Origin of the sequence: Sandarakinorhabdus cyanobacteriorum (genome assembly GCF_002251755.1) — a bacterium.
In the GTDB taxonomy this organism is placed as follows: domain Bacteria; phylum Pseudomonadota; class Alphaproteobacteria; order Sphingomonadales; family Sphingomonadaceae; genus Sandarakinorhabdus; species Sandarakinorhabdus cyanobacteriorum.
This window is the reverse complement of record NZ_NOXT01000072.1, coordinates 1-26,259: the sequence shown is the minus strand read 5'-3', so window position 1 is coordinate 26,259 and position 26,259 is coordinate 1. Positions and strand designations below refer to the sequence as shown.

The 26,259-nt window shown below is 66.4% G+C and carries 29 protein-coding genes and 2 riboswitches; of the genes, 12 read left to right on the top strand and 17 right to left on the bottom strand.

The annotated features are described in order from the left end of the window. Window positions 1-798, top strand: a 798-nt coding sequence (locus tag CHU93_RS02750) for a tetratricopeptide repeat protein (protein ID WP_207759192.1), incomplete at its 5' end; no start/stop codon positions are given. Between the two features lie 19 nt (window positions 799-817). Here the strand turns inward: CHU93_RS02750 and CHU93_RS02745 are convergent. From CHU93_RS02745 to CHU93_RS02705, 9 genes are all read right to left on the bottom strand, one after another. Continuing rightward, window positions 818-2,824 carry an acetyl-CoA carboxylase biotin carboxylase subunit gene (locus CHU93_RS02745; protein WP_094472654.1) on the bottom strand — a complete coding sequence of 669 codons (2,007 nt, stop codon included), beginning with the start codon at window positions 2,822-2,824 and terminating at the stop codon, window positions 818-820. Window positions 2,825-3,145: 321 nt separating this feature from the next. After that, window positions 3,146-3,457 (bottom strand): UrcA family protein, encoded by a 312-nt coding sequence (locus CHU93_RS02740; protein ID WP_094472653.1) that lies wholly within the window; start codon window positions 3,455-3,457, stop codon window positions 3,146-3,148. Between the two features lie 119 nt (window positions 3,458-3,576). After that, window positions 3,577-4,044: a DUF2269 family protein gene (locus CHU93_RS02735; RefSeq protein WP_094472652.1), complete on the bottom strand. Its 468-nt coding sequence runs from the start codon at window positions 4,042-4,044 to the stop codon at window positions 3,577-3,579. A 140-nt stretch (window positions 4,045-4,184) separates the two neighbouring features. Beyond that, window positions 4,185-5,717 carry an acyl-CoA carboxylase subunit beta gene (locus CHU93_RS02730; protein WP_094472651.1) on the bottom strand — a complete coding sequence of 511 codons (1,533 nt, stop codon included), beginning with the start codon at window positions 5,715-5,717 and terminating at the stop codon, window positions 4,185-4,187. A gap of 73 nt (window positions 5,718-5,790) precedes the next feature. Further along, window positions 5,791-6,486 carry an ATP12 family chaperone protein gene (locus CHU93_RS02725; protein ID WP_094472650.1) on the bottom strand — a complete coding sequence of 232 codons (696 nt, stop codon included), beginning with the start codon at window positions 6,484-6,486 and terminating at the stop codon, window positions 5,791-5,793. After that, window positions 6,483-6,686 carry a hypothetical protein gene (locus CHU93_RS02720; RefSeq protein WP_094472649.1) on the bottom strand — a complete coding sequence of 68 codons (204 nt, stop codon included), beginning with the start codon at window positions 6,684-6,686 and terminating at the stop codon, window positions 6,483-6,485. The genes CHU93_RS02725 and CHU93_RS02720 overlap by 4 nt, the downstream gene beginning before the upstream one ends. Before the next feature lie 9 nt (window positions 6,687-6,695). After that, a complete protein-coding gene (locus CHU93_RS02715) occupies window positions 6,696-6,926 on the bottom strand; it encodes a hypothetical protein (protein ID WP_094472648.1) in 231 nt (76 codons plus the stop codon). Beyond that, a complete protein-coding gene (locus CHU93_RS02710; protein WP_094472647.1) occupies window positions 6,919-7,572 on the bottom strand; it encodes an HAD-IA family hydrolase in 654 nt (217 codons plus the stop codon). The genes CHU93_RS02715 and CHU93_RS02710 overlap by 8 nt, the downstream gene beginning before the upstream one ends. Next, window positions 7,569-8,177, bottom strand: coding sequence for an FMN-binding negative transcriptional regulator (locus tag CHU93_RS02705; RefSeq protein ID WP_094472646.1), 609 nt, complete (start codon window positions 8,175-8,177; stop codon window positions 7,569-7,571). Before CHU93_RS02705 ends, CHU93_RS02710 begins: the two co-directional genes overlap by 4 nt. 66 nt (window positions 8,178-8,243) lie before the next feature. Between CHU93_RS02705 and CHU93_RS02700 the strand changes: the two genes are divergently transcribed. After that, entirely contained in the window at window positions 8,244-9,338 is a 1,095-nt protein-coding gene (locus tag CHU93_RS02700; RefSeq protein WP_094472645.1) for an MBL fold metallo-hydrolase, read from the top strand. On the opposite strand, the gene CHU93_RS02695 is transcribed toward CHU93_RS02700, so the two are convergent. After that, window positions 9,328-10,788, bottom strand: a complete 1,461-nt coding sequence (locus tag CHU93_RS02695) for a serine hydrolase domain-containing protein (protein ID WP_094472644.1) — start codon at window positions 10,786-10,788, stop codon at window positions 9,328-9,330. The two genes, CHU93_RS02700 and CHU93_RS02695, sit on opposite strands and share 11 nt — an antisense overlap. A 48-nt stretch (window positions 10,789-10,836) precedes the next feature. Between CHU93_RS02695 and CHU93_RS02690 the strand changes: the two genes are divergently transcribed. Both CHU93_RS02690 and CHU93_RS02685 read left to right on the top strand, forming a co-directional pair. Further along, window positions 10,837-11,322: a MarR family winged helix-turn-helix transcriptional regulator gene (locus tag CHU93_RS02690; RefSeq protein ID WP_094472643.1), complete on the top strand. Its 486-nt coding sequence runs from the start codon at window positions 10,837-10,839 to the stop codon at window positions 11,320-11,322. A gap of 87 nt (window positions 11,323-11,409) precedes the next feature. Continuing rightward, window positions 11,410-12,849 (top strand): alginate export family protein, encoded by a 1,440-nt coding sequence (locus CHU93_RS02685; RefSeq protein WP_094472642.1) that lies wholly within the window; start codon window positions 11,410-11,412, stop codon window positions 12,847-12,849. Here the strand turns inward: CHU93_RS02685 and CHU93_RS18165 are convergent, their stop codons facing one another. Then, the gene (locus tag CHU93_RS18165) at window positions 12,850-13,356 is read right to left on the bottom strand and encodes a peptidase dimerization domain-containing protein (RefSeq protein ID WP_341476559.1); all 507 of its coding nucleotides are present in this window, start codon (window positions 13,354-13,356) and stop codon (window positions 12,850-12,852) included. It abuts the gene before it with no gap. Window positions 13,357-13,392: 36 nt separating this feature from the next. Then, a complete protein-coding gene (locus CHU93_RS18160) occupies window positions 13,393-14,367 on the bottom strand; it encodes a M20/M25/M40 family metallo-hydrolase (RefSeq protein WP_341476558.1) in 975 nt (324 codons plus the stop codon). Between the two features lie 353 nt (window positions 14,368-14,720). On the opposite strand from CHU93_RS18160, the gene CHU93_RS02675 reads away from it, so the two are divergent. Both CHU93_RS02675 and CHU93_RS02670 read left to right on the top strand, forming a co-directional pair. Beyond that, on the top strand, window positions 14,721-14,873 hold the full coding sequence (locus tag CHU93_RS02675; protein WP_086116942.1) for a light-harvesting protein: 153 nt from the start codon (window positions 14,721-14,723) through the stop codon (window positions 14,871-14,873). A gap of 19 nt (window positions 14,874-14,892) precedes the next feature. Beyond that, entirely contained in the window at window positions 14,893-15,132 is a 240-nt protein-coding gene (locus CHU93_RS02670; protein ID WP_094472641.1) for a light-harvesting protein, read from the top strand. Window positions 15,133-15,337: 205 nt separating this feature from the next. Here CHU93_RS02670 and CHU93_RS02665 read toward each other — a convergent pair whose 3' ends face one another. The 4 genes from CHU93_RS02665 to ispH are packed head-to-tail and all read right to left on the bottom strand — an operon-like array spanning window position 15,338 to window position 19,244. Then, window positions 15,338-16,747, bottom strand: a complete 1,410-nt coding sequence (locus tag CHU93_RS02665; protein WP_094472640.1) for a PucC family protein — start codon at window positions 16,745-16,747, stop codon at window positions 15,338-15,340. A gap of 41 nt (window positions 16,748-16,788) precedes the next feature. Then, window positions 16,789-17,268 (bottom strand): ribonuclease HI, encoded by a 480-nt coding sequence (rnhA, locus tag CHU93_RS02660; RefSeq protein WP_094472639.1) that lies wholly within the window; start codon window positions 17,266-17,268, stop codon window positions 16,789-16,791. After that, complete coding sequence (thrB, locus tag CHU93_RS02655; protein ID WP_094472638.1) at window positions 17,261-18,247, bottom strand: homoserine kinase; 987 nt, start codon at window positions 18,245-18,247, stop codon at window positions 17,261-17,263. Before thrB ends, rnhA begins: the two co-directional genes overlap by 8 nt. Before the next feature lie 10 nt (window positions 18,248-18,257). After that, window positions 18,258-19,244: a 4-hydroxy-3-methylbut-2-enyl diphosphate reductase gene (ispH, locus tag CHU93_RS02650; RefSeq protein ID WP_423825888.1), complete on the bottom strand. Its 987-nt coding sequence runs from the start codon at window positions 19,242-19,244 to the stop codon at window positions 18,258-18,260. Between the two features lie 92 nt (window positions 19,245-19,336). On the opposite strand from ispH, the gene CHU93_RS02645 reads away from it, so the two are divergent. After that, window positions 19,337-19,972: a hypothetical protein gene (locus CHU93_RS02645; protein WP_243375128.1), complete on the top strand. Its 636-nt coding sequence runs from the start codon at window positions 19,337-19,339 to the stop codon at window positions 19,970-19,972. Here CHU93_RS02645 and CHU93_RS02640 read toward each other — a convergent pair. Next, entirely contained in the window at window positions 19,954-20,436 is a 483-nt protein-coding gene (locus tag CHU93_RS02640; RefSeq protein WP_094472637.1) for a PEPxxWA-CTERM sorting domain-containing protein, read from the bottom strand. The genes CHU93_RS02645 and CHU93_RS02640 overlap by 19 nt on opposite strands. A gap of 113 nt (window positions 20,437-20,549) precedes the next feature. Continuing rightward, window positions 20,550-20,643, top strand: a riboswitch (glycine riboswitch). 1 nt (window position 20,644) lies between these two features. Then, a riboswitch (glycine riboswitch) is annotated at window positions 20,645-20,758 on the top strand. A gap of 45 nt (window positions 20,759-20,803) precedes the next feature. Between CHU93_RS02640 and gcvT the strand changes: the two genes are divergently transcribed. The 5 genes from gcvT to gcvPB are packed head-to-tail and all read left to right on the top strand — an operon-like array spanning window position 20,804 to window position 26,013. Then, entirely contained in the window at window positions 20,804-21,943 is a 1,140-nt protein-coding gene (gcvT, locus tag CHU93_RS02635) for a glycine cleavage system aminomethyltransferase GcvT (protein ID WP_094472636.1), read from the top strand. Further along, window positions 21,940-22,311, top strand: coding sequence for a glycine cleavage system protein GcvH (gcvH, locus tag CHU93_RS02630; RefSeq protein ID WP_094472635.1), 372 nt, complete (start codon window positions 21,940-21,942; stop codon window positions 22,309-22,311). The genes gcvT and gcvH overlap by 4 nt, the downstream gene beginning before the upstream one ends. A 2-nt stretch (window positions 22,312-22,313) precedes the next feature. Next, entirely contained in the window at window positions 22,314-23,084 is a 771-nt protein-coding gene (locus CHU93_RS02625) for a class I SAM-dependent methyltransferase (protein WP_094472634.1), read from the top strand. Window positions 23,085-23,089: 5 nt separating this feature from the next. Continuing rightward, on the top strand, window positions 23,090-24,457 hold the full coding sequence (gcvPA, locus tag CHU93_RS02620; protein ID WP_094472633.1) for an aminomethyl-transferring glycine dehydrogenase subunit GcvPA: 1,368 nt from the start codon (window positions 23,090-23,092) through the stop codon (window positions 24,455-24,457). Continuing rightward, the gene (gene gcvPB / locus CHU93_RS02615; protein ID WP_094472632.1) at window positions 24,457-26,013 is read left to right on the top strand and encodes an aminomethyl-transferring glycine dehydrogenase subunit GcvPB; all 1,557 of its coding nucleotides are present in this window, start codon (window positions 24,457-24,459) and stop codon (window positions 26,011-26,013) included. Before gcvPA ends, gcvPB begins: the two co-directional genes overlap by 1 nt. Window positions 26,014-26,259 lie beyond the last annotated feature (246 nt).

Here is a 26,259-nt window from a genome sequence, read left to right as displayed (position 1 = left end):
AGCTCCAATAAGCTACACCACGCCGTGGGACACGATCCGTTGCGCGCCTACACCGGTGGGCGCAGCTTCACCTTCAGCCGGCTTGAGCGCAAGGCGCCGGAACCTGTCGCTGTCACCGTGCGCGAACTGCCAGCCTCTGCCGATGATCTGCTGCTGATGATGGCCATGCTTGATACCCGCGGCGGTGCATTGGCCGATCGCACGTCGGCGCTGGCGCGGGTGCAGGTCGCCGCGGCGCGCCACCCCGGCGATGCGCTTGCCACTCGCACGCTGGCGATGGCCGAACTTTATCTTGGTGATGCCAACAAGGCCGTTGCGCTGCTGGATGATCTGATGACGGCAGCGCCGGATGATGCGGAGTTGCTTCGTCTGAAGGCGCAAGCCCTCCTGCGCCTCGATTTTGCCACCAACCGTGGTGACGCGCGGCGCTTGCTGGTGCGGGCCGTCAAGGCAGTGCCCAACGATTGGCGGGCAATGCACATCTATATCCACACCCATGACATCGCCCATGCGGATCTGGCCAACAGCGTGTTCGATGTCGTGCAGGCCATGGCTGGGCTGGCGCCGCAAGTGGATGGCGTGGTGATTGATCTGGCCACCGTGCTGGTGCGGCGTAGACGCTTTGCCGATGCCGCCAAGGTGCTGGAACCGCTCGCCTATGCCCCGCATGGCGGCCGAATCGCCAACTGGGCGATCCTGCTGCGCAATGCGGCCGTGGAATCGGACGGCAAGCGGTTCGTTGACCTGCTGGATCAGGGACCGCCGAAGGACGAGCTGCCGCCGGCCGCGCCGAAGTGAGTCCGACCCGCCGGTCGTCTCAGCCCGCAAATTCCATGATCACCGCGTCCACCGCCAGGCTGTCACCTGGCTTGGCCAGCAGCTTGGCCACCACCCCGGCCTTTTCGGCGCGCAGGATATTTTCCATCTTCATGGCTTCCACCGTGGCCAGCGGCTGGCCAGCTTCGACCTTGTCACCTTCGGCGACCGCGATGGAGACCACCAGACCCGGCATCGGGCAGAGCAGATATTTGCTCATGTCCGGCGGGATCTTGGGGATCATGAAGCGGGCGAGTTCGGCGGCGCGCGGGGTGAGCGTGCGGCACTTGTGCGCTGCGCCGCGGGTGGTCAGCTGCAGGAAGCTGCCCTTCCGCTCCACATTGATCGCCACGGCCTCGCCGTTCACCGTGCCGGCGAACACGGCATCGCCAACCCGCCAGCCCGATTGCACCACCAGGTCGCGGCCATCCACCAGCACCTCGTGACTGCCGGCCTCGCCGGTCACCTCCACGGGCACCTGTTCGCCGTCCAGCTCCACCACCCAGTTGATGCCATAGCTGGCACCGTCACCCGAAAGCTGGCCATCGATCAGGCTTTCGCGGGCCACGGTTTCGGCGTGGATGATGGCTGCGGCCGCAATCAGCGCGTCGCGGGTGGCGGGCTGCACCGGGGCGCCGTGGAAGCCGTCCGGATATTCCTCGGCGATGAAGCCGGTTGTCACATTGGCGCCGGCCTTGAATCGGTCGTGCTGCATGATCGCCGACAGGAAATCGATATTGTGGTTGATGCCCTTGATCAGATAGCGATCGAGCGCCTGAGCTTGGGCGGCGATGGCGTCTGCCCGGGTCGGGCCCCAGGTGATCAGCTTGGCGATCATCGGATCATAGAACATGCTGATCTCGGCGCCTTCCACCACGCCGGTATCAATGCGCACCAGATTGCCCTGCTCGTCGCGGCCGGCCTCCGGCGGCTGGCAACGGCTCAGCCGGCCGATGGAGGGTAGGAAACCGCGATACGGGTCTTCGGCATAGACGCGGGTTTCAATGGCATGGCCGCTCAACTGCACATCGGCCTGGGTGAAGGGCAGCGGTTGACCGGCGGCGACGCGGATCATCAGCTCAACAAGGTCCAGCCCGGTGATGCATTCGGTCACCGGATGCTCCACCTGCAGGCGGGTGTTCATTTCCAGGAAGTAGAAGCTGCGGTCGGCCCCGGCGATGAACTCCACCGTGCCGGCGCTGAAATAGCCGACATTGCGGGCCAGCGCGACCGCCTGTTCGCCCATCGCCTTGCGCATCTCCGGCGTGACGAAGGGGGAGGGGGCTTCCTCCACCACCTTCTGGTGGCGGCGCTGGATCGAACAGTCACGCTCACCAAGATAGACGATATTGCCCTGTTGATCGCCGATCACCTGGATTTCGATGTGGCGCGGCTGTTCGACGAACTTCTCGATGAACACCCGGTCATCGCCAAAGCTCGACAGTGCCTCGCGGCGCACGGAATCAAAGCCTTCGCGCACGTCAGCCTCGCTCCAGGCGAGGCGCATGCCCTTGCCGCCGCCGCCGGCCGAAGCCTTCATCATCACCGGATAGCCGATACCGTTGGCGATCTCGACAGCGTGATCGGTGCCGCTGATTTCGCCCACGAAACCGGGCACGACCGACACGCCGGCCGCCTTGGCGCGGCGCTTGGATTCAATCTTGTCACCCATGGCGGCAATGGCACCCGCCGGCGGGCCGATAAAGGCAATGCCGGCCGCGCTCAGTGCCTCCACAAAGCCGGCGCGTTCCGACAGGAAGCCATAGCCGGGGTGCACGGCCTCCGCCCCCGTTGCCTTGCAGGCGGCGATGATCTTGTCGGCCAGCAGATAGGATTCGGCCGCCGGCGGCGGGCCCAGGTGCACCGCCTCGTCAGCCTCGCGCACATGCAGCGCCTGCGCATCGGCATCTGAATAGACCGCCACGGTCTTGATGCCCATCGCGCGCGCCGTGCGGATCACCCGGCAGGCAATTTCACCGCGATTGGCAATCAGGATCTTCTTGAACAAGACGCCGCCTCCCGAACCTTCTGTCGCTGGTTTCCATAGCGGGCTGGGCTTTGGGTGCAACATATCGATTTTGGCGATGACCGCGACAAAGACGCCTTGTTTCCCCATGCAACGCGGCGTTGGCATGCTACGTACATCAATCAGGTGGCCTTGGCGGCTTCCTCCCCCAAACGGGCGCACGACCTTTCCCCTGGCCGTGCGCCCACCGCCAACCCCGCCTGACCAGGGCCGGCACCGTGCTCCCCCGCGGTGCCGGCCTTCCCATGAAAAAAGGCCGGCCAGGTTGCCCCGGCCGGCCGCAATTCCGCTTTGAACCGCTGATTACTGGCGGGCCGCCACTGCAACCGCCTGGCGGGCATGGGCTGCATTGATCTGCGCCGCGGCCGCCTTGGAGGCTTCGGCCTTGCAGGCATCCAGCTCGGCCAATTCGTCGCGGCTGAAGAACACCGGCGTGCCGCACAGGCGCACCATCGCCATGGCCAGGCGGCGATCAAGCGCGCGTTGGCCGGCCACGGTGGACAGATCGAGATCGGCGGTCTGCACCCGCACCGTACCAGTCATATGCTCGGGGCCGGCCGCCAGTGCCGGCGCTGCCAGAGTTGCTGCCACGATGGCTGCCATGATGATACGCATAAGGCCCTCCCGAAATCTGATGCTCGGAAGATGCACCCATTGTCATGGCGATGCAACAAGAATGTCACAAAACTGTCATTGCTACGTCATTTGGACGCAACAAAAGCGTCATGCCGGTCTCATCCCGGCCGGGCGATCATCAGCCACAGCGCGGCCACCAGCGGCACTGTGGAGATGAGGCCCCAGAAAATCCACTTTCTTGACAAAGCTTTATAGGATTCTGGCACTGGCCCACCGCCGAAGTCGCGGGCCAGCCGGGCGCTCCTGATCTGGATCGGCACGATCAGCCCCATCCAGATCAGCCCGGCGGCAATGAAACAAATCTGCGCCCACAACAGCCAGCCGGAGAAGAGATCAAACTGCCCGGCTATGGCCATGCCATAGCCGCCCGCCATGGTCAGCACGACACCCCAGACCGTCATCGACCAATCGGTGTAGGTGATCAGTTTCTGGGCAAAGGCCAGCACCGCCGGCCGTCCATCCCGGTCTGCGAAAAACTTCCAGATCGCTGTCACGGTGATGTTGCCCATCAGCATCACCACACCGGTGATGTGCAGGAATTTCCAGACCAGATAGGTGTCAGGCATTGTGCCCTGGTCACATGACGTCGAACGGGCTCCGGGCAGGCCCTCCACGCGGGCAAAGCCCGCGCTGCTGGTCTGCCCCGACCCGCCGGCCGGCCTTGCGCGAGTCCGCGCCCATCGCTGCGCGATGCCCGCTGGCCGCGCTACAGCGGGATATTGTCATGCTTTTTCCACGGGTTCTCGAGGTTCTTGTTGCGCAGCTTGCGCAAGCCCAGCGCGATCCGCCGCCGCGTCGAATGCGGCATGATCACCTCGTCAACAAAGCCCTTGGCTGCCGCCACGAACGGGTTGGCAAAGCGGGCTTCATATTCGGCGGTGCGCGCCGCGATCTTGTCCTTGTCGCCAATATCCTGGCGGAAGATGATCTCCACCGCGCCCTTGGCGCCCATCACGGCGATTTCGGCGGTGGGCCAGGCATAGTTCAAGTCACCGCGCAGATGCTTGGACGCCATCACGTCATAGGCGCCGCCATAGGCCTTGCGGGTGATCACCGTGATCTTGGGCACGGTGGCTTCGGCATAGGCAAACAGCAGTTTCGCGCCATGCTTGATGATGCCGCCATATTCCTGCGCCACGCCGGGCAAGAAGCCAGGCACATCCACGAACGTCACGATCGGGATGTTGAAGGCATCGCAGAAGCGCACGAAGCGGCCGGCCTTTTTCGATGCATTGATGTCAAGGCAGCCGGCCAGCACCATCGGCTGGTTGGCGACGATGCCCACCGTGTGGCCTTCGATGCGGGCGAAACCGATGATGATGTTGCCGGCATGGCCAGGCTGCAGCTCGAAAAATTCGCCGTCGTCCGCCACCTTGGCGATCAGCTCGTGCATGTCATAGGGCTTGGTGGCCGACGGCGGGATCAGCGTGTCGAGGCTGTTCTCGACGCGCAGCGGATCGTCGCTGGTCGGCCGGAACGGCGCATCCTCGCGGTTGTTCAACGGCAGGAAATCAAAGAACTGGCGGGTGCGCAGCAGGGCGTCAATGTCATCCTCCAGCGCCAGATCGGCAACGCCGCTCTTGGTGCTGTGCGTGATGGCGCCGCCCAGTTCCTCTTGCGTGACCACCTCGTTGGTCACCGTCTTCACCACGTCCGGGCCGGTGACGAACATGTAGCTCGAATCCTTCACCATGAAGATGAAGTCGGTCATCGCCGGGCTGTAGACGGCGCCGCCGGCGCACGGGCCCATGATCAGCGAGATCTGCGGCACCACGCCCGATGCCAGCACGTTGCGTTGGAACACCTCGGCATAGCCGCCCAGCGACGCGACGCCTTCCTGGATGCGCGCACCGCCCGAATCATTGAGGCCGATGACCGGCGCGCCGACCTTCATCGCCATGTCCATGATCTTGCAGATCTTCTGGGCATGGCGTTCCGACAGCGAGCCGCCGAACACCGTGAAATCCTGGGAGAAGACGAAGACGAGGCGGCCGTTGATGGTGCCACTGCCGGTGACGACGCCATCGCCGGGGATCACCGTGTCCTGCATGCCGAAATCGGTGCAGTTGTGCTCGACATACATGTCGAGCTCTTCAAAGCTGCCGGGGTCAAGCAGAATGTCGAGCCGCTCGCGCGCTGTCAGCCGGCCCTTGGCATGCTGGGCCGCGATGCGCTTTTCACCGCCACCCAGGCGGGCAGCAGCTCTGCGGCGTTCCAGTTCTTCCAGTTGCTTCAACATGGCGGCAGCACTCCCTCAAGGCTCCCCTAGCAATTGCGCCGCGTGGGGCAAGGGGCGATTGGTCACCGCCGGCTCACGCTGCCAACAGTCGCAGGAAGGTGACAGCCGCGGCCAGATCGGCCCGCCGCGTCGCCTCGGCCTTTTCGGCCAGCGGGTCGCGGCCCCATTGTTCCTCCTGCCAGCGCGCGTCGACATGGGCGATGTCATAGGCGGCCTCGGCCTCCAGCGCGCCTTCGGCCACGGCCAGCGCCAGCACCGCCGATCCAGTGATGGTGACGATGGGATCCAGCGGCGCCAGCTGGAACGGCGTGAAGGCCGCGAACGCAGTGCCGATGCGCGCCAGCGTCGCGGCCGGCTGCGCAACATGCATCACCCCGCTGGTGAGGGTGAGGGCCACGTCATAACGCCGGGCCAGCCATTCCACCCATGGGTCCCACGCCGCCGCCTGTGCCGCCAACAGGGAGGCCGGGCCATCGGCGCGATAGGCGATCAGCTCGCTTTCCGCATAGGCGGCCAGCCGCCGGGCAAAGGCCGCGGCTTCGGGTGCCACCCGGTCAATGGCGGCGTTGGCAAAGCCAGTCAGCGGCAGCTGGCGCGGGTCAACCTCTGCGCCTTGCGCGTTCCATTCGGCGGCAATGCCGGCGGCCAATGCCTCTGTTGGCACGGTCAGCACGGCCCGCGCCGGGGTGCGCAGCGGCCGGCCATCCAGCGCCACGCCCCAGGCCTCCGGCCCGCCGGTGACCGTCGCGTCCGTCCAGAACCGCTTCATTTGCGCGTCAGGCCCAGATGGTTGGGCCGAACCAGCAGCGTCGCGCCGCCCAGCAGCACCACGGCCAGCCCCACCGCCTGGCCTTCGGTGCGGATCAGCCACACGCCCAGCGCCATCACGGCAAGCCCGGCCAGCCGAACGCCAAGGAAGCGCAGGTACAGCCGCTTGGCGACATCAGGAGGCAATGGGGCTTGGCTCATGCCGCCGCCTTACCCGCGCCGGCCCCGCCAGAGCAACACAAAGGCCAACGCGAATTGCAGGATCGCGCCCACCCAGAACAAGGCGCTGGCGACCTGGCCGGTATCGCCCAGCGCCGCGCTGCGCCGCGCCAGCAACACGAACAGCCCGCCAAACACCAGTGAGATCAGCGCCAGCACCCGGCCCAGTCGCCGCAACCGCGCGACCATTTCGCCGGACGCGGGCACCTCCTCCTCAGCCATTCAGGATCGCCAGCAGATGGTCCGCATCACGGGCCACATGTGCAGCGCCCGCTTCGATCAGCTCGTCCGCCTCGTGATAGCCCCAATCGACGCCGATCCCCGTCACCCCGGCGGCCTGGCCCATGGCGATGTCAAAGATCGTGTCCCCAATCATCACCGCCTTGTCATGGCCCACGCCGGCATCGGCCAGCGCGGCGTGCAGCATCGATGGATGCGGCTTCGATGGGTGGCGGTCAGCCGTCTGCAGCGAAACGAACAGGTCGTGGATGCCATGATGCTCCAGCGCCAGCTTCAGGCCCCGGTCTGATTTGCCGGTCGCCACCGCCAGCAGCCAGCCATCGCCGGCAAGTGCATCCAGCAGGTCGCGGATGCCGGGATAAAGCGGCTCCGCATCCAGTGCCTTGTCGGCGCGCAGGCGCTGAAAGGCGGTCTTGTAATCCTCGGCAAGCGAAAGATGCAGATCATGCCCGGCCTCCGGCAGCAGTGCCTGCATCGCCTCCACCAACGAAAGGCCGACGATCCGCCGCGTCGCGTGGCTGTCTGGCGCGGCCAGGCCATGGCGCTGGAAGCTGGATGCCATCGCCCGGATGATGTTCACCTGGCTGTCGATCAGCGTGCCGTCACAATCAAAAACCGCCAGTTTCAAATGTCGTCCCTTTTCGCCCGTGCCCGCCGGATGGCGGCCACACCCCCATGGTCGCCCAGGCCCTCCAGCGCCGCGATCACGCCCGCCACATCGGCGTCGCTGCGGTTCTGGCTGGCCTTCAAGGTGGTGCGGATGGCGCCGGGCACCAGTTCATAACCGGTGATCGCGCGCATCATCGCCTCGGCCTTGGGGCGGGGCATCTTGTGCATCGTCCAGTCCTGCCCCACCCGGGGTTCGAACGTCGCGGCGGCGAAATGCAGCAGTTCCTCCAGTTCGGCCATGTCCATCGCGCGCACCACGCCCTCGATCTCCACCGCCTGATAATTCCAGGTCGGCACATTGCCCGCCGGTTCAACATACCAGTTGGGGGACACATAATGGCCCGGCCCGCCCACGCTGATCAGCGCGGTCAGGCCATCGAGATGCCGGGCCAGCGCATTGCCGCGGGCAAGATGGAACATCAGCGTTCCGGCCGGTGTCACCAGCACCGGCGAATGGGCCACGCGCGGGCCATCGGGGGTCTGCCCGAAAATATGGGCAAAGCCGTGGGCCGCCACAAAGGCCAGCGGATCATCATCGCAGCGAAAGGCGGCATTGGGATGCATGGCCCCTGGTTTAGCCTATCAGCAGCGGGAGTCGACTTTACGTTTACGTCAACCTAAGCTCCCAGCATGACCGAACCGCCCCCGTTGCTGCCCATTCCGCCCGGCCAGGCCAGCACGGCGCCGCGCCAGGCAGAGGAGCGGAACGGCCTCACCTACCTGCTCGGCCGCTGGGTGCCGGGGCCGGGGCAGGCCGAAGAGGTGGTGCCCGGCATCTTCTGGGTGCGCATGGGCCTGCCGTTCGGCCTCGATCACATCAACCTGTGGGTGATCGATGCCGGGGATGGTTGGGCCATTGTCGATACCGGCGTCGGCCTGCCGGCCAGCAAGGCGGCGTGGGAAGCGTTGCTGGCCGGGCCGTTCGCAGCCAAGCCGGTCACCCGTGTCATTGTCACCCATTATCACCCCGATCATCTCGGCATGGCCGGCTGGCTGTGCCGCAAGTTCGATGTGCCGCTGGAAATCACCCGCACCGAATATCTGCTGGCGCGCACCCTCATCCTCGATGTGCGCGATGCCCCGCCAGATGAGGCGGTGGCCTTTTCCGTCCGCGCCGGCTGGAGCGAGGAACAGGTTGCCGCGATGAAGGCCAAGGCCTGGGGCAGCTTCGGCAAGATCATTTCGAAGATGCCCGCCGGCTTCAAGCGGCTGCGCGATGGCGATGTGCTGAGCATTGGCCCACGCCGGTTCACCGTGGTGGTCGGCCGCGGCCATGCGCCCGAACATGCCTGCCTGGTGGCCAATGACGTGATGATTTCGGGCGATCAGGTGCTGCCGCGCATCACCAGCAATGTGAGCGTCTATCCCACCGAGCCCTATGCCGATCCGCTCGGTGACTGGCTCGAGAGCATCGACCGGCTGCGCGCCATTCCGAACGACGTGCTGGTGCTGCCCGCCCACAATGAGCCCTTCTTCGGCCTGCACACCCGCCTTGATCAGCTCGCCGCCGATCACCATGGCAAGCTTCAAAAGCTCGAAGCCTTCTGCGCCGAACCCCGCACCGCGGTGGATTGTTTTGCCGCGCTGTTCCGCAAGCCGATCGGCGAGGCGGATTATGGCCTCGCCACCGGAGAAACCGTCGCCCACCTGCACTGGCTGGAAGAACGCGGCCGGCTGAAGCGGCTGAAGGACGGTTCGGGCGTCGATCGCTTCATCAGGACCTGACCCCAAGCCGTTCCAGCGCGATCAGCGCATCGGCATCGCCGGGCACCAGATCCAGATAGGCACGATAGGCGGCCAGCGCGGCGTTGCGATCGCCGCTGCGCCGATGCAGCTCGGCCAGATGCCAACGTGCATCGGGCGATTTCGGATCAAGGGCCACGTTGAATTGCAACAGATGGCGCGCGGCGTCGCCCTGGCCGCGGTGCCAGGCGCGGTTGCCCAGCGCCTCGATCAGGCTGGCGCGCAGCCGGCGACCGGGGGCGGCGGCATGGGCGGCAAGACCGGCCTCTGGCCCGCTGGCGGCCACCAGGGCGGCGACACGCTGGGTATGGCGAAAATCCTGCTCGGCGGGATAGAGGCCGGAAAAGCTGGTGCGCACCCGATGGGCCAGATCCCAATAGGGCTCCACCTCGCCATTGTGCAGCAACACGGCCACACGATCATGCTGGGGCCAGATCATCAATTCGGCCGCCGCCCCATGGTGGCCGCCGGTGTGGCCTTCGATCACGTCACCATTCATCCGCTGCACTTGCAGGCCGCGTGCATATTCGCCGTCGCGAAACGGCTTGGCCGGGCTGCGCCAGGCCTGCATCATCGCTGGGCCCACCAGCCGGCCCGACAGCCAGGCCGGGCCAAAGCGCAGCAAATCGGGCGCACTGCTGGTGCCACCACCGGCCGCGCAGGCCGGCGCAGTGTTGCCGGCCAGGGCAGTGCGCCAGGCGCCAGGGCGATCCAGATCGCGCACATAGGGCAAGGCCTGGTTGGGCTGCAGGTCGCCGGCGCCGCCAAAGGCCGTGCTGGTCATGCCCAGCGGCGTCAGCAGCGTGCGGGTGATGTGCGTGGCGTAATCCTCGCCAGTCAGATGTTCGATCAGGGCGCCCAACGCCACAAAGCCATCATTGCTGTAGGAAACACGCTCGCCCGGCGCGCCATCGGGGGGCGCCTTGGCGATCATGCGGTACAGATCGGTCTGCCGCCGCACATGTTCCCATTGCGCCGGCGGCAGCGCCCACAGCGCATTGCCGATGCCGGCCGTGTGCGACAGCAATTGGGCCACGCTAATGCGGTGGGCCAGATCGCCGGCGGGGCCATCGGGCCAGGCCGCAGCCAGCGGCGCGTCCAGTTGCAGCCGCCCAGCCTCGGCCAGGCGCAGGATGGCCGCGGTGGTGAACATCTTGCCGATCGAGGCAATGTTGAAACGTGTGTCGATCCGGTTGGGCAGTCCTTCGGCCCGTTGCCGCAAACCCCAGGCCCGGCCAAGCCGCACCTTGCCGGCTTCGGCAATCAGCAGCACGCCGGAATAATCCTGTTCGCGCACCAGCTGCTCCGCATGGTCGGCCAGCCCGGCAAGGCCTGTTGCCGCTGCGCCGGCCCAGGCCGGGACGGGCAACGAAGCCGCCAGACCCGCAGCCAGCACGGCGCGGCGATGACATGACAGTCCGTCTGCAGACATGCGAACTTCTCCTTGCCGTTCAGCGTGAAAATAATTAAGTGCTTAAGGATGTCAACGCATGATTATCCCGCTGCCGCCGGCAGTGCTGCCCTCGGTGCCCGTCTCCGCCGCCTGTCCGAACGGATCGATCGCGAGGCCGATGCGATCTACGCCGCTCGAGCCGAAGGCTTTCAGCAACGCTGGTTTGGCGTGGTGAACCAGCTTGATCGCCATGGTCCGATGGGCGGGGTCGAACTGGCCCAGACCCTGGGTGTCAGCCAGGCGGCCATCAGCCAGGTGGTCGGCGCCCTCAAGGCGGCGGGGCTGGTCACCAGTGGTGGCGATCCCGCCGATGCCCGCCGCCGGGTCCTGTCGCTGACGGCCGATGGGGTGGCCGCCGCGCAGCGTCTGCGACCGTTGTGGGCGGCGCTGGACGATGTGGCCCGCGCGCTCGATGCCGAAGCTGGCGGTGTGGTGGCCGTCCTTGATCGGCTGGAGACAGCGCTTGATCGCGCCGGGCTTGCAGCACGTCTTGTTGTGTGTGCGATTAAATAAAATCGAACGATTTCTTCCAATCTTTGTATTAGAACGAATGTATTGCCTTTGGCATTGGCCCGCCGCGTCATCGCCAAAGGAGCCCCCATGCCCGCCCGCATCGCCCAGACTGTTGCCGTGCCTGCCGCCCTTGCCCTGCTGTTGCCCACCGCTGCTTCTGCCCAACTGGTCAATCCGGCGCCGGGGCAAAATCCCATGTATGCCACCGCCATTCCGGAAGGGCGTACGGCCAACCAATTCGACAGTCTCACCCTCAACGGCGTGCTGCGCACCCGCTTTGATGCGATTGATGGCCAGTATCGCAACAGCCGCCCGGTGAGCGATTCGATGTTCACCAGCCGGGCCCAGATCTTTGGGCAGTGGGACACCGGGCCAGTTCGGCTGGGTTTCGAACTGATGGATGCCCGGGCCTATCCGCGCCAGCCCAATTCCACGGTGGACACCGGCGCAATCAACGCCATGGAAATGGTGCAGTTGCAGGCCACGGTTGAGCTGGGCGGCATGCTTGGCGCCGGCACCAGCAGTGAACTCACCATCGGCCGCATGAGCATGGATGTCGGCTCCCGCCGCCTGCTCGGCCGGCCGCAGTTCCGCAACACCGCCAACGGCATCACGGGCGTGCGGCTGGATCGGCGGGATGCGGCCGGCAACCAGTTGCTGATGCTCTGGTCGATGCCGCAGATCCGCCTCCCGCGTGAGCCGGCGCGAGTGCGTGACAATGCGGTGGTGTGGGATCGCGAGACCACTGATCAGCAGATCATGCTTGCCTCCTACAGTTGGGCGCTGCCGAACAATGGCGTGGTGCAGCTTTATGCCTTCGGCTTTCTGGAACGCGACGCACCCGGCTTTGCCAGCACCGATCGCCGGCTGTTCACCCCCGGCATCCGCTGGTTCCAGCCCCCGCGCCCCGGCGCCTTCGATCACGACATCGAAGCGGTTGCCCAGATGGGCACGGTCAGCACCAGCAACGCCGCCACCGCCCGCCGGGTGGATCAGCGCGGTTGGTTCATCCATGCCACCGCGGGCTACACCATTCCCGGCGATGTCAATCTGCGCCTGGCCGCGGTGATCGATGCCGCCAGCGGGGATCGATTCAATGCCGCCGGCACCGATACCGGCACCACTGTCACCCGTTTTGATACGCTAATCGGTGCGCGACGCTGGGAATGGGGCCCCTCCAGCCTCTATGGGCCTCTCAACCGAGCCAACATCATCTCGCCCTCGTTGCGGCTGGAGGCAAACACCGGGCCGTGGTTCGATATGTTCCTGGCCTGGCGCAGCCTGCATCTGGAAAGCGCGCGCGACCAGTTTGCGGTCACGGGCCTGCGCGCGCCCACCGGCACGCTTGGCCGCTACGCCGGCAACCAGTTCGAGATGCGGGTGCGCTATTGGCCGATCAAGGGCCGGGTGCGCTTCGATGCCGGCGCCGTGCTGCTCGACAAGGGGCGTTTCCTGCGTGATGCCCCCGGCGTGCGCTCACGGGCCGATACCCACTATGGCTATTTCGATACCAGCATATTCTTCTGATCAGCGGATCACCGCCATTTCGTAAAGGAAATCGACAAACCCGGCCGTGCAGCCCGCCAGACCCTGCACGGCCGGGTTGATGCTTTCGATCAGGAAATATTCGTCGGGCGCATGGGCGCCGCTGCCATGGCCCAGGCCAAACTGACCGGCCGGCAGGCTCACCGGCGGCTGGGTGAACACGCTGCCCGGCCAACTGCCGGCAAGCCGCGGATAAAGCGTGGCCCGCGCACCAAAGCGGGCATAAACCGCCTGCTGCGCGCGGATCACGCGGCTGTCCTCGGCGGTTTCGGTCGGGTCATAACCGCCACTCACCACCACCTCGATATCGCCAAAGCCGCGCTTGGCCAGATGCGCCTTCAGCTTGGCTTCGGCCTCTTGTCTGGTCTGGTTCGGCACCAGCCGACATTCCAGCTTGGCCTCGGCCCGGCCCGGCAGCACGGTCTTGCCGCCCGGCCCGGTATAGCCGGCAACAAGGCCCTGGATGTTGACCGTCGGCTGGCTGGCCAACCGCTCCAGGCTTTGCTGCCACGGCTCGTCATTGATTCACATCTTCACGCCAAACGCCGCCTTGGCCTGTGCTTCGCTTTGCGACGCTGTGGTCTGCGCGATCAGCTCCTTCTCGCGCGCCGTCAGCGGGCGCACATTCTCGAACCAGCCATCGATTGCCGGCGTGTGGCCATCGGCCTCCCCCAGCGTGTTCAGCGCCTGCACCAGATGCCAGACCGGGCTGTCCACCTGGGCGTGATAGCTGGAATGGATGTCCCCCTTCGGCCCCTTGCCCCAGCGTTCGCCACTGGCGATCAACTGGAATTCCAGCGGTCCCTTGGCGCCCAGGTTGATCGACGTGCTGCCATCCTTGCCCTGCCAGGCGCTGGGAATGATGATGCCATCGCACCGCTTCAGCGCGGTCAGCACCTCGGGTGCCTGCACGATCTCGTGAAAATTGGGGGAAGCAATCTCCTCATCGCCCTCGGCCACCAGCACCAGGTTCACCGGCAATTTCTGCCCGGCTTCGCGAAAGGCGTGCAGGGCCGCGAGGAACGCCGCTTCCGGACCCTTCTGGTTGATGGCGCCGCGCCCCACGATCACCTGGCCCCAGCCCGGCTTGTTGGTGATGCGCGCGTCGAACGGCGGGCTCGACCATTCGGCCGGGTTCACCTGCTTCACGTCATACATGAAATAAATGCCAACCGTGCGCTTGGCCCCGGCATCCAGCGTGGCAAAGATACCGGGGTGGCCGGTCGTCGGCATGCGCTTGCAGCTCTGGAAGCCGGCATCCTTCAACAGGCCCATCGTGTAGGCGCAGGCTTCTTCCATCCGGTAATTCTCGGCGGCGTTGTCGGGGTTCCGGATCCAGTCCTGGATGCGGGCGATATTGTCGGGCAGCTGCTTGTCGATGGCGGCACGGATCTTCATCTGCGCATCGGCCCCCGGCGGCTTGGGTGTGGCAGCAAGGGCAGGGGCTGCGGCCATGGCGGCAGCGCCGGCCAGCAGGTGGCGGCGGTTGAAATCGGTCATGCTGGTCCCCCAAAACTGTCAAGCCCGGCAGACAGTAATCCGCCGTCCGTGCCGGCTCAAACCGCCTTTTTCACCGGTTTTGCGATGGTGCGCTGCGGCACAAGCTGTGTTGCGGCGCGAAAGTGTCAGCCTGGCCATACGCAAAGTTCCGGCGACACATTGACACATGCGGCGGAATGGATATGGGGAGGGGGCTGCGACCGTCTGCCGCGACCCCTCACCGGGTCGGCCCGTCGGTGGATGGTCGAGGCAAGGATTGGGTCGACGTTGTCATTGCCCATTCCGCCAATCAGTCGGGAAGCCCGAGCTGCTCGAAGGGGGCGACGGTCAACCGAATGGGAGAGGAGTTCAACATGGCTGAAGATACCAAGGTCTACCCGACCGGGTTGACCGAAAAGGAAGCGATGGAGATCAACGAAGGCCTCAAGTGGGGCACGCGGATCTTCGGCGGCATTGCCGTTCTGGCCCACGTGCTGGCGTTCGCGCTGACCCCGTGGCTGCACTGAGATCAGAGGAGACTGACACATGAATGAAGGTCGTATCTGGCTCTACGTCAACCCCAGCGTTGGCCTGCCGCTGTTCTTCGTCGGCGTGATGGCGGTCGCTCTGATCGTGCACGCCTCGATCCTGCTCAACACCAGCTGGTTCGGCAGCTACTGGGAGGGCGGCGCCGCCGTCGCTGCTGAAGCTGCTCCGGCCGCTGAAGCCCCGGCCGCTGAAGCCGCCCCGGCTGCTGAAGCCGCCCCGGCCGAAGCCGCCAAGTAAGCGTTTCGCCCGGCACGGGCCGGGCACCGCTGCGCATGAGGCCGGCGTTCCCACCATGGGGGCGCCGGCCTTTTCGTTTCTGCACGATGCGTGCGGGTGCCCAGCGTGACCAGGCCGGCGAATCACTGTCCAGCCAGCTTGACACTTGCCGGCCGCAGCGGCTCCGGCCCATTCAGGCCATGCTGCAGCGCAGCGTTAAAAATTTTCAGTTTTGCGTGTCGCGGTTCAACAGGGGCCACATCGCCGCCAGCGTGCAGAGCATGAAGGCCAGCTCCAGGCCGAAGATGAGGCCATAGCCGCCAGCACCGGCCGGCATCGGCAGCCCGGTGTCCACACCCTTGGCCAGATCGCGGATCACCCCGCCGATGGTGGCGCCCACGCCCTGGCTGGTGGCCTGCACCGCGCCCCAGGCACCCATGGCGATGCCCACCTGGCCCTTGGGCGCCAGCTGCATCGTTGCGGTCAGCGTGCCGTGGCCGAACAGGCCGGTGCCGATGCCGGCCAGCAGCACGCCCAGCGTGAACAGCTCCGGCGTGTCGGACCCGGCGGCAAAGATGATCAGGCCATAGGCCGGCAGGCCGATGATGGCGCCCAAGCTGGCCATGCGGAACGGATCGGCGCCCAACGACAGCACATGGCTGGCATAGACAAAGCCCATCAGGCTGCCGCCGGCCATCAGCGCCGAGAGCAGGGTGGTGGTGCCCACGCCCAGCTTCAGCACTTCGCCGCCATAGGGTTCCAGCACGATGTCCGACATGGAAAAGGCCAGCGTGCCCAGGCCCACGGCCAGCAGGCGCAGCACGGTCTTTTCCTTGCCGATGAACAGGTTCCAGCTTTCGCGGAAGGTCGGATCGGGCGTTGCCGGTTCGGTGCGCCGATAATGCGGAATGCGCGCTTCCTGTTTCCACAGCGCGGTGAAATTTAGGATGATGGTGATGACAGCGCTGCCCTGGATCACCTGGATCAGCCGGCCCTGGCTGAAATCGCCCAGCGCCCAGCCAAAGAACAGCGAGGCTGCGATGCTGCCGACCAGCAGCATCACATACATCAGGCCCACCACATTGGGCTGCTGCTCAGCTTCGGTCAGGTCGGTCGCCAGCGCCAGGCCCACGGTCTGCGTCGTGTGGATGCCAGCCCCCACCAACAAAAAGGCGAGCGCGGCGGCCGGCTGGCCCAGCCAGATCCGCTCGTCATAGGCTTCCTGCGCGCCGGCCAGCACCAGCAGCGCGAACGGCATGATCGCCAGCCCGCCAAACTGGATCATCGTGCCCAGATAGATATAGGGCACGCGCCGCCAGCCCAGCGCCGATTTGTGCGTATCGGATTTGTGGCCGATCAACGCCCGGAACGGTGCCGCCAGCAGCGGCAGCGCCAGCATGATGCCCACCAGTGTTGCCGGCACGCCCAGTTCCACGATCATCACGCGGTTGAGCGTGCCAACCAGCAGCACCAGGCTCATCCCCACGCTGACCTGGATCAGTGACAGCCGCAGCAGCCGCGACAGCGGAAGTTCCGGGCTGGCAACATCGGCGAACGGCAGAAAGCGCGTCCCCCATGTCATCCACACCTTGATGAGCTGGGCGTTCAGGCCCTTTTGCGCGGGTTCGGCAGACATGGCCCGCTCCAAAGCCGATTGTGCGGCGCTTGGCAATGGCCTCAATCGCCGCTGGCGGGATCTTTGGCGCTGCCAGCCTTCATCCGGGCGATGGCGTCATTGGCCAGCTGGTCGGCGCGCTCATTCTCGGCATGGCCGGCGTGGCCCTTCACCCAGTGCCAGCGCACCACGTGCGGCCGCGCGGCGGCCAGCAGCGCCTGCCACAGATCATCATTCTTCACCGGCTTCTTGTCGGCTGTCTTCCAGCCATTCTTCTGCCAGCCGTGCACCCATTTGGTGATGCCATCGCGCACGTAAGCACTGTCGGTGGTCAGATCGACCTCGCACGGCCGGGTCAGCGCCAACAGGCCGGAGATCGCCGCCTGCAGCTCCATGCGGTTGTTGGTGGTCAGCGCTTCGGCGCCGGAAAGCTCCTTCTCAGCGGCGCCAAAGCGCAGGATCGCGCCCCAGCCGCCGGGGCCGGGATTGCCCTTGCAGGCGCCATCGGTGAAAATCGCCACCTGCGGGCGCTGTTCAGCCACCCATCATCTCCCCATCCATCATTTCCGGCGTCGCTGCCAGATACCAGCCCAGCCGGCGGGCAAAGGCCATCGGGTCCTTGCGCGTCACCAGCGCATCGGCCGGGGTGTTGATCCAGTCATAGGCGCGGGTGAGGGTGAAGCGCAGCGCCGCGCCGGCCGCCAACCGGGGCAGGGCGGCCCGCTCGGCCGCGGTCAGGTCCACCACCGCGCCATAGCCCTGCATCAGCGCGGCAGCCCGCTCCGGGAAAAACTGCCGGCCGTCGTGGCTGAAGCACCAGGCGGCGTGGGTCACCGCCACGTCATAGGCCCGCAGATCCGTGCAGGCGAAATAGAAATCGATCAGCGCCGTGACCTTGCCGTCCAGCAACAGCACATTGTCGGGGAACAGATCGGCATGGATGGTTGTCACCGGCAGGCCTGCCGGCCAATCGGCCGCCGCCGCCAGCCCGGCCGCCACCAGGCCGGGCAGCGCCGCATCAATCTCGCCCAGCCGGCTGCTGCCGTCGGGATTGGCACAGCGCGCCGCCAGCGGTGCCCAACTTGCCGGCCCCAGCGCGTTGGGGCGCTCGGCGGTGAAATCATCGGCGGCCTGGTGCAGCCGGCCCAGCGCCACGCCCACTTCCTGCGCGGCCGCCGGCGTCGCCTCCGTCACGCTCACGCCGGGGGCGAATTCGATCAGGCAGGCCGGGCGGCCGTTCAGCACCTGCAGGGTGCGGCCCTGCCGATCAGCCACCGGGCCGGGCACCGGCAGGCCTTTGGCCGCCAGATGGCCGATGAAGGCCAGGAACAAGGGCAGATCGCCGGCCGCGACCCGCTTTTCATACAGGGTCAGGATGAAGCGGCCTGTCGTGGTTTCCAGCAGATAATTGCTGTTCTCCACGCCTTCGGCGATGCCCTTGAAGCTGATCGCCGCGCCGATGTCATAGCCGGACAGGAACGCCGCCAGCTCATCGGCGCTGACCTGGGTATAAACGGCCATGCCACCCGCCTCAGGCGGTGAGCGCGCGTGGCAGCTTGAACACCACCTCTTCCACCGCGGAGGTGATATTCTCGGAACTCACGGTGAAGCGCTCGGTCAGGGCGGCGATCACCTCCTGCACCAGCAGTTCGGGGGCAGACGCGCCGGCGGTGATGCCAACGGTGGCCACGCCATCCAGCCAGCCCCAGTCAATCTCGGCCGCGCGCTGGATCAGGTAGGAGCGGGCGCCCTCGCGTTCCGCCACTTCGCGCAGGCGCTGGCTGTTGCTGCTGTTGCTGGCGCCGATCACCAGCACCAGATCACAGCGCGGCGCCATCGCCTTCACCGCCTGCTGCCGGTTCGACGTGGCATAGCAGATGTCATCGCCGCGCGGGCCTTCGATGGCCGGGAATCGGCGCTTCAACTCGGCCACCATGTCGGCGGTGTCGTCCACGCTCAGCGTCGTCTGGGTCAGGAAGCCCAGCTTGCTGCTGTCGGCCGGTTGCACGGTCTGTGCGTCTTCCAGAGTCTCGATCAGGGTCATGGCGCCATCGGGAACCTGGCCAAAGGTGCCGATCACCTCCGGATGTCCTTCGTGGCCGATGAACAGGATATGGCAGCCCTGCGCCACCAGCCGCTCGGCCTGGCGGTGCACCTTGGACACCAGCGGGCAGGTCGCATCAACATAGGTCAGGCCGCGCTCTTCGGCCTTGGCCGGCACCGCCTTGGGCACGCCATGGGCGGAAAACACCACCGGCACGCCGTCCGGCACCTCGTCCAGTTCCTCGACGAAGATGGCGCCCTTGGCCTTCAGGCTGTCCACGACGAACTTGTTGTGCACGATCTCGTGCCGCACATAAACCGGCGCGCCCCAGCGCTCCAGCGCCAGCTCGACAATATGGATGGCACGGTCAACGCCGGCGCAAAACCCGCGCGGCGCGGCAACGAGCACAGTCAGCGCCGGGCGGTCGGCCGTGGCCAGCATGGATTCGGTGGGGGCGGGGGCGGCATCGATCATGGCCGGGCTGATACGCGATTGGCCCCGTTGCTGCAACGCCGCCCCTGCAACGCCGCTTGCCCCGATGCAATTTGCCCCATAGGAGAAGGGCCATGATGCCGATGCTCCAGCGCCGCCGCCTTCTTCCCGCCAGCCTGCTGCTGGCGACGCTGGCGCTGGCCGGCTGTGAGCGCAATCCGCTCATCGTCAAGCGCTCGGCCTGCCCGGCGGTGGCGGTCGCTGCCCATGTTGGCGATGTCACCCTGTTCCGGGGCGGCGGCACCGATGCCGCCAACATCGATGCGGTCGGCACCATCACCAATGTGCGCGACGTCTGCACCGAAACCGCCGATCAGTTCATGTCGCGCATCAGCTTTGATGTCGTGGCCCGTCGCACCGATTCCGCCCAGCCGCGCCAGCTGGTATTGCCGGTGTTTGCCGCCGTGGTGCAGGCCGGGAACGTGATCGATGCCAAGCAGGTCGTCAATGTCACGGTGAATTTCGCGGCCGGCCAGGAACGCGCTGTCGCCAGCGCCACGCTGGATGCCGGCGTGTCGCGCAAGGCGGCCAGCGTTTCGCCGGAAATCCTGGCCCGTATCAATCGCGATCGCCGCCCGGGCGACATTGATGCCGCCACCGATCCGATGGCCGATCCCGAAGTGCGGGCGGCGCTGCGCTCCGCCAGCTTCGAGGTGTTGCTGGGCTTCCAGATCGACGAGCGGGCCCTGGCTTACAACGTCGCCAAGTGATGCCGCCGGGCGGCAACGCCCACCAGCCCAAAGCCTGCCAGCATCAACAGCCACATCGCCGGTTCTGGCACCGGTTCCGATTCAGCCACGCTGGCATCGCCCAGCAGCGTGTCGGCGCTTTCGGCCAGATGTGGCGCGGGCTGCCACCCCAGCGGGGCTGCCTGCAGCCGCGACAGCGGGTCGTCGTTCCCCAGCATGGCGCCTGACGGGGCCTGCCCGCCGGCTGGCAGGCCGCCCGGTGGTGCCACGGCCGGCATGTCCCAGGCGCGCTGGGCGACGCCAGCGGGCGGCAGCCCAGGAAAGCCCGGCAGGGCATCGGGGCGACCCGTTGTCACAGCCGGGGCAACCAGCGCCGGCAGCTCCGGCCCCGGTGCGGCAGCAGGCGCCGTTTCCGGCACCGGCCGGGCCAGCACGGCGGCGGTGATGCCGATGATCATGGTCGCGAGGGCAAGGCGCAGCTTCATGCCCACAGCTACGGCCGTGGCGGCCAATGGTTGAGGGGCAAGGGGGATTTTGCCCCCATTGACTCTCCGCGCCGCTTCCCCCAAGCGGCGAGGCGTCGTCGGGGGCAACCCCGGCGCCGTGCGCGGGAGAGTGTGGCGAGCCATTGCCACCGCCGAAGGAGCAAGCCGCCCCCGGAATCTCTCAGGCCCAAGGACCGCGCCGGCGTATCAGCGACACTCTGGAAAGCGGATGCGGGTTCACGCCGGCATCCCACCGAAGGGGTAAGCCTGCGGACGCACGTCCCGGGTCAAAGCTCTCAGGTCTGGCGACAGTGGGGGGTGAAAGGTTCGGCAACCCGCCGGGCCGTGAACTGTTGCCGGGGGCCTTATGGCTGATGATGCCGATCTGAAACCACTGCCATTGGATGGCCTGCACCGCCGGCTGGGCGCGCGCATAGTGCCGTTCGCCGGCTATGCCATGCCCATCCAGTATGAAGGCATCATTGCCGAGCACAATTGGACGCGGGAACAGGCCGGCCTGTTCGATGTGTCCCACATGGGCCAGCTGCTGGTCGAAGGTGAAGGCGCCGCCGACTGGCTCGAAAGCCTCGCCCCCGGTGATTTCAAGGCCCTGCAGCCGCACCGCGTCCGCTATTCGCTGCTGCTGGCCGACAATGGCGGCGTGCTCGATGATCTGATGGTCACCAACACCGGCCGCAGTCTCTATCTGGTCGTCAACGGTGCCACCAAGCACGACGATATCGCCCATATGCAGGCGCGCCTGCCCGCCGGGATCAGCCTGCATCACATGACCGATCACGCCCTGCTCGCCCTGCAGGGCCCGGCGGCGGTGGCGGTGATGAGCCGCTTCACCCTCACCCCCGAAACCGCCAACCAGCCGGCCTTTGCCGATCTGAAATTCATGGCCGGCGCGCGCTATCAGTGGAATGGCGTGCTGATCGGCGTCACCCGATCGGGCTATACGGGTGAGGATGGCTATGAAATCTCGGTGCCCTCCACCCATGCCGAGGCTCTGGCCGAAGCGCTGCTGGCCCATGCGGAGGTGAAGCCCATCGGCCTTGGTGCGCGCGATTCACTGCGGCTCGAGGCCGGCCTGCCGCTCTATGGCCATGATCTCACCCCCGAGATCACGCCGGTCGAGGCAGACCTCAGCTTCGCCATCTCCAAGCGCCGCAAGACCGAAGGCGGCTTCCCCGGCGCGGCGCGCATCCTGGATCAGCTGTTCAACGGCGCCCCGCGCAAGCGCGTGGGCCTGGCCATCGAAGGCCGCATGCCGGCGCGCGAAGGCGCCACCGTCTGGAATGGCGACACCCAGGTTGGCATCGTCACCTCCGGCGGCTTTGCGCCCAGCCTCTCCGTCCCCATCGCCATGGCTTATGTCGAAACGCCACTGGCCGGCGATGGCACGGCGCTGGAAATTGATGTGCGCGGGCGTCGGATTGCCGCCCGCGTCGTGCCGATGCCGTTCCGTCAGAAAAACTATGTGAGGGAAGGAAAACAGGGATGAGCCGTCTTTACACGCAAGAGCATGAATGGATCGACGTGGATGGCAGCACCGCCACCGTCGGCATCACCGATTATGCGCAAGGCCAGTTGGGCGATGTCGTGTTCGTCGATCTGCCCGAATCCGGCCGCGCCGTGACCAAGGGTGGCGAAGCCGCCGTCGTCGAATCGGTCAAGGCCGCGTCCGACGTCTATGCCCCGGTCTCCGGCACCGTCACCGAAGCCAATCCGGCGCTGGCCGACGATCCTTCGCTGGTCAACAGCGCGCCGGAAGGCGACGGCTGGTTCTTCAAGCTCACCCTGTCCGACGCCTCGGAACTGGATGGCCTGATGGACAAGGCGGCTTACGAAGCGTTCGTCGCCAGCCTCTGAAGATGACGGCCGGCACCACCACCGCCTGGAATCCGGCGCTCTATGCCGCCAACGCCGCCTTCGTGCCGGCGCTGGGGGCCCCGGTGCTGGATCTGCTCGCGCCCAAGGCTGGGGAGCGGGTACTGGATCTTGGCTGCGGCGATGGCGTGCTCACCCAGAAACTGGTGGACGCTGGCTGCGCCGTGGTGGGCATCGATGCCGATGCCGCCATGGTCGCCGCCGCCAAGGCCCGCGGGCTGGATGCGCGCACCGGCGATGCGCGCGACCTCGCCTTCGATGCCGAATTTGATGCCGTGTTCACCAACGCCTGCCTGCACTGGGTCGGTCAGCCGGAACGGGTCACCGCCGGGGTGAAGCGCGCGCTCAAGCCCGGCGGGCGCTATGTCGGCGAATTTGGCGGCCATGCCAATATCGCCGCCATCCGCACCGCGCTGATCGCCGTGCTCGCCCGCCACGGCTTCCCGCCGGCCGGCAGCGAAACCAGCTATTACCCCACCGCCGCAGCCTTCCGTGCCGTGCTGGAAGCCGGCGGTTTCGCGGTTGAAACCTGCCAGATCATCCCGCGCCCGACGCCGCTGCCCGAAAGCGGCATGGCCGGCTGGCTCGAAACCTTCCGCGGCGGCTTCATCGATGCCGCCGGCGTGCCGCCCGAACTGCACGATCAGATCATCACCGAAACCTGCCGCCTGCTCGCCCCCGCGCTGCAGTCGGCCGACGGCCAGTGGACGGCCGATTATGTCCGAATCCGTTTTTCCGCTCACCTGCCGGAGTAAGCCCGTTGCGCTACCTGCCCCTTTCCGATGCCGACCGGTCAGCCATGCTGGCCACCATCGGCGCCAAGACCATCGATGATCTGTTCATCGATGTCCCCGCCGAAGCCCGGCTCGAAGGCCCGATTGCCGGCCTGCCGCACCATGCCAGCGAAATGGCAGTGGAACGCGCGCTGGTGAAGATGGCGGCGAAGAACGCCACCGCCAGCACCACGCCCTTCTTCATCGGCTGCGGCGCCTACAAGCATCATGTCCCGGCCACGGTCGACATGGTGATCCAGCGCGGCGAATTCCTCACCGCCTACACCCCCTATCAGCCGGAAATCGCGCAGGGCACGCTGCAGGTGCTGTTCGAATTCCAGACCCAGGTCGCCCGGCTGACCGGCATGGAGGTGGCCAACGCCTCCATGTATGATGGCTCGACCGCGATGACGGAGGCCGTGTTCATGGCCCGCCGCATCACCCGCAAACCCAAGTGCATTGTCTCGGCCGGCGTCCACCCGCACTACACGGCGGTGCTGAACACGCTCACCCGCTTCACCGGCGATGTCGTGGTGGCCGGCACGCCCAGCCTCACCGCCGGCGCGCCGGGTGATGATCTCGCCAGCCTGATTGCGCAGATCGATACCGAAACCAGCTGCGTCGTCGTGCAGAATCCCAATCTCTTCGGCCATATCGCGGATCTCACGCCGCTCGCCGATGCCTGCCACAAGGCCGGCGCGCTGCTGATCGTTGTCGTCACCGAAATCGTCTCGCTGGGCGCGGTCAAGTCGCCGGGCGAAATGGGTGCCGATATCGTCGTGGGCGAAGGCCAGTCGCTCGGCGCCGGCCTGCTCTTTGGCGGGCCCTATCTCGGCCTGTTCGCCTGCCGCGAAAAACATGTGCGCCAGGCCCCCGGCCGGCTGTGCGGCGAGACGGTGGACGCCAGTGGCAAGCGCGGCTTCGTCCTCACCCTCTCCACCCGCGAACAGCATATCCGCCGCGAAAAGGCGACCAGCAACATCTGCACCAACTCCGGCCTGATCGCGCTGGCCTTCTCGGCCCACCTCACGCTGCTGGGTGAAAAGGGCCTGCGCCAGCTCGCCGCCCTCAACCATGCCCGCGCCGTGCAGCTGGCCGAACGGCTGGGCCGCGTGCCGGGTGTGACGTTGCTCAACGGCCCGTTCTTCAACGAGTTCACCCTCGATCTCGGCCGTGAAGCCCGCCCGGTGGTGCGCAAGCTGGCCGAAAAGGGCGTGCTGGCCGGCGTCTCGCTGGGCCGGCTGTGGCCGGGCGAGAAGGCCCTGGCAAACGGCATGATCGTGGCGGTGACCGAAACCGCGACCGACGAGGATTTTGACGCGTTCGAAGACGCGCTGGATGAGGTGATGGCGTAATGGCGATGAATGATGTGGGCCGCCCGACGCGGCTTGTGGCCGGCACCGGTGCGGTCGCCGAAACCTTCACCGGCAACAAGGCGCTGATGCTCGAAGAACCGCTGCTGTTCGAACGCGGCAGCCTCGACACCTCGGGCGTTGATCTGCCGCCGGTGCCGCCGGTGCCCGATCGCCTTGGCGGCCTTGCCCGCGATGCGGTGATCGGCCTGCCCGGCCTGTCCGAACCCGAAGCCGTGCGCCACTACACCCGCCTGTCGCGGCAGAATTATGCCATTGATCTGGGCATCTTCCCGCTGGGTTCCTGCACGATGAAGCACAACCCGCGCCTCAATGAGAAGATGGCGCGGCTGCCCGGCTTTGCCGATATCCACCCGCTGCAGCCGCAATCCACGGTGCAGGGCGCGCTGGAACTGATCGACACGCTGGCCGATTGGCTGATGAAGCTGACCGGCATGCCCGCCGTCGCCATGAGCCCCAAGGCCGGCGCCCATGGCGAATTGTGCGGCATGCTCGCCATCCGCGCCGCGCTGGATGCCAGGAATGATCCGCGCCGCGTCGTGCTGGTGCCCGAATCCGCCCATGGCACCAATCCGGCCACTGCGGCCTTCTGCGGTTTCACCGTGGAAAATATCCCGGCCAACGCCCGCGGCCGGGTGGATCTCGATGCGCTGCTCGCCCGGCTCGGCCCCGATGTGGCGGCGGTGATGATCACCAATCCCAACACCTGCGGCCTGTTCGAACCGGATCTGAAGACCATTGCCGATGCGGTCCATGCCGCTGGCGGCTATGTCTATTGCGACGGCGCCAACTTCAACGCCATCGTCGGCAAGGTGCGCCCCGGCGATCTCGGCGTCGATGCCATGCACATCAACCTGCACAAGACGTTCAGCACGCCCCACGGCGGCGGCGGCCCCGGCTCCGGCCCGGTCGTGCTGTCGGCAGCGCTGGCGCCGTTCGCGCCGATCCCGTTCGTGCGCAAAACCGCCAAGGGCACGCTGGAACTGGTGGAGGAAGACAGCGCCGCCACCCATGCCGGTGACAGTTTCGGCCGCATGGTCGCCTTCCACGGCCAGATGGGCATGTTCGTGCGCGCCTTGAGCTACATGATGAGCCACGGCGCCGATGGCCTGCGCCAGGTGTCGGAAGATGCCGTGCTCAACGCCAATTATGTGCTGGCCAGCCTGAAGGACCTTTACACCGCGCCGTTCGCCGCCAGCGGCCCGTGCATGCACGAAGCGCTGTTCAGCGATGATTTCCTGGATGGCACCGGCCTCACCACCCTCGATCTCGCCAAGGCGATGATCGATGAAGGCTTCCACCCGATGACCATGTATTTCCCGCTGGTCGTCCACGGTGCGATGCTGGTCGAACCCACCGAAACCGAAAGCAAGGCCAGCCTGGATCAGCTGATCGGCGCGATGCGCCACATCGCCACCAACATGCTGGCCGATCCCGATGCATGGCGCAGCGCCCCGCACCTGGCCCCGCGCCGCCGGCTCGATGAAACGCTGGCCGCGCGCAAGCCGGTGCTGGGCTGGAAGGAAAAGGCGGCCTGATTCCGGACGCGACGTGGCCGACGGGATCTGCCAATCCCGTCGGCCCGGTTCGCATGGACGCGTCGAACCGTGTCACTGAACAGCCGTTTTGCCCTTGCGGGCAAGCTTGTGGGGTCGGCTGTGACCAGTTGGTGTCGGCGCCCCGGGGGGAGACACCGACAAGGCCTGCGATGCAATCGCCGTGCCAGCAAGGCGCCGGCCTGATTATCCCGGATTATTCACCGGCCGGGTGATTTCGGGTTGGCG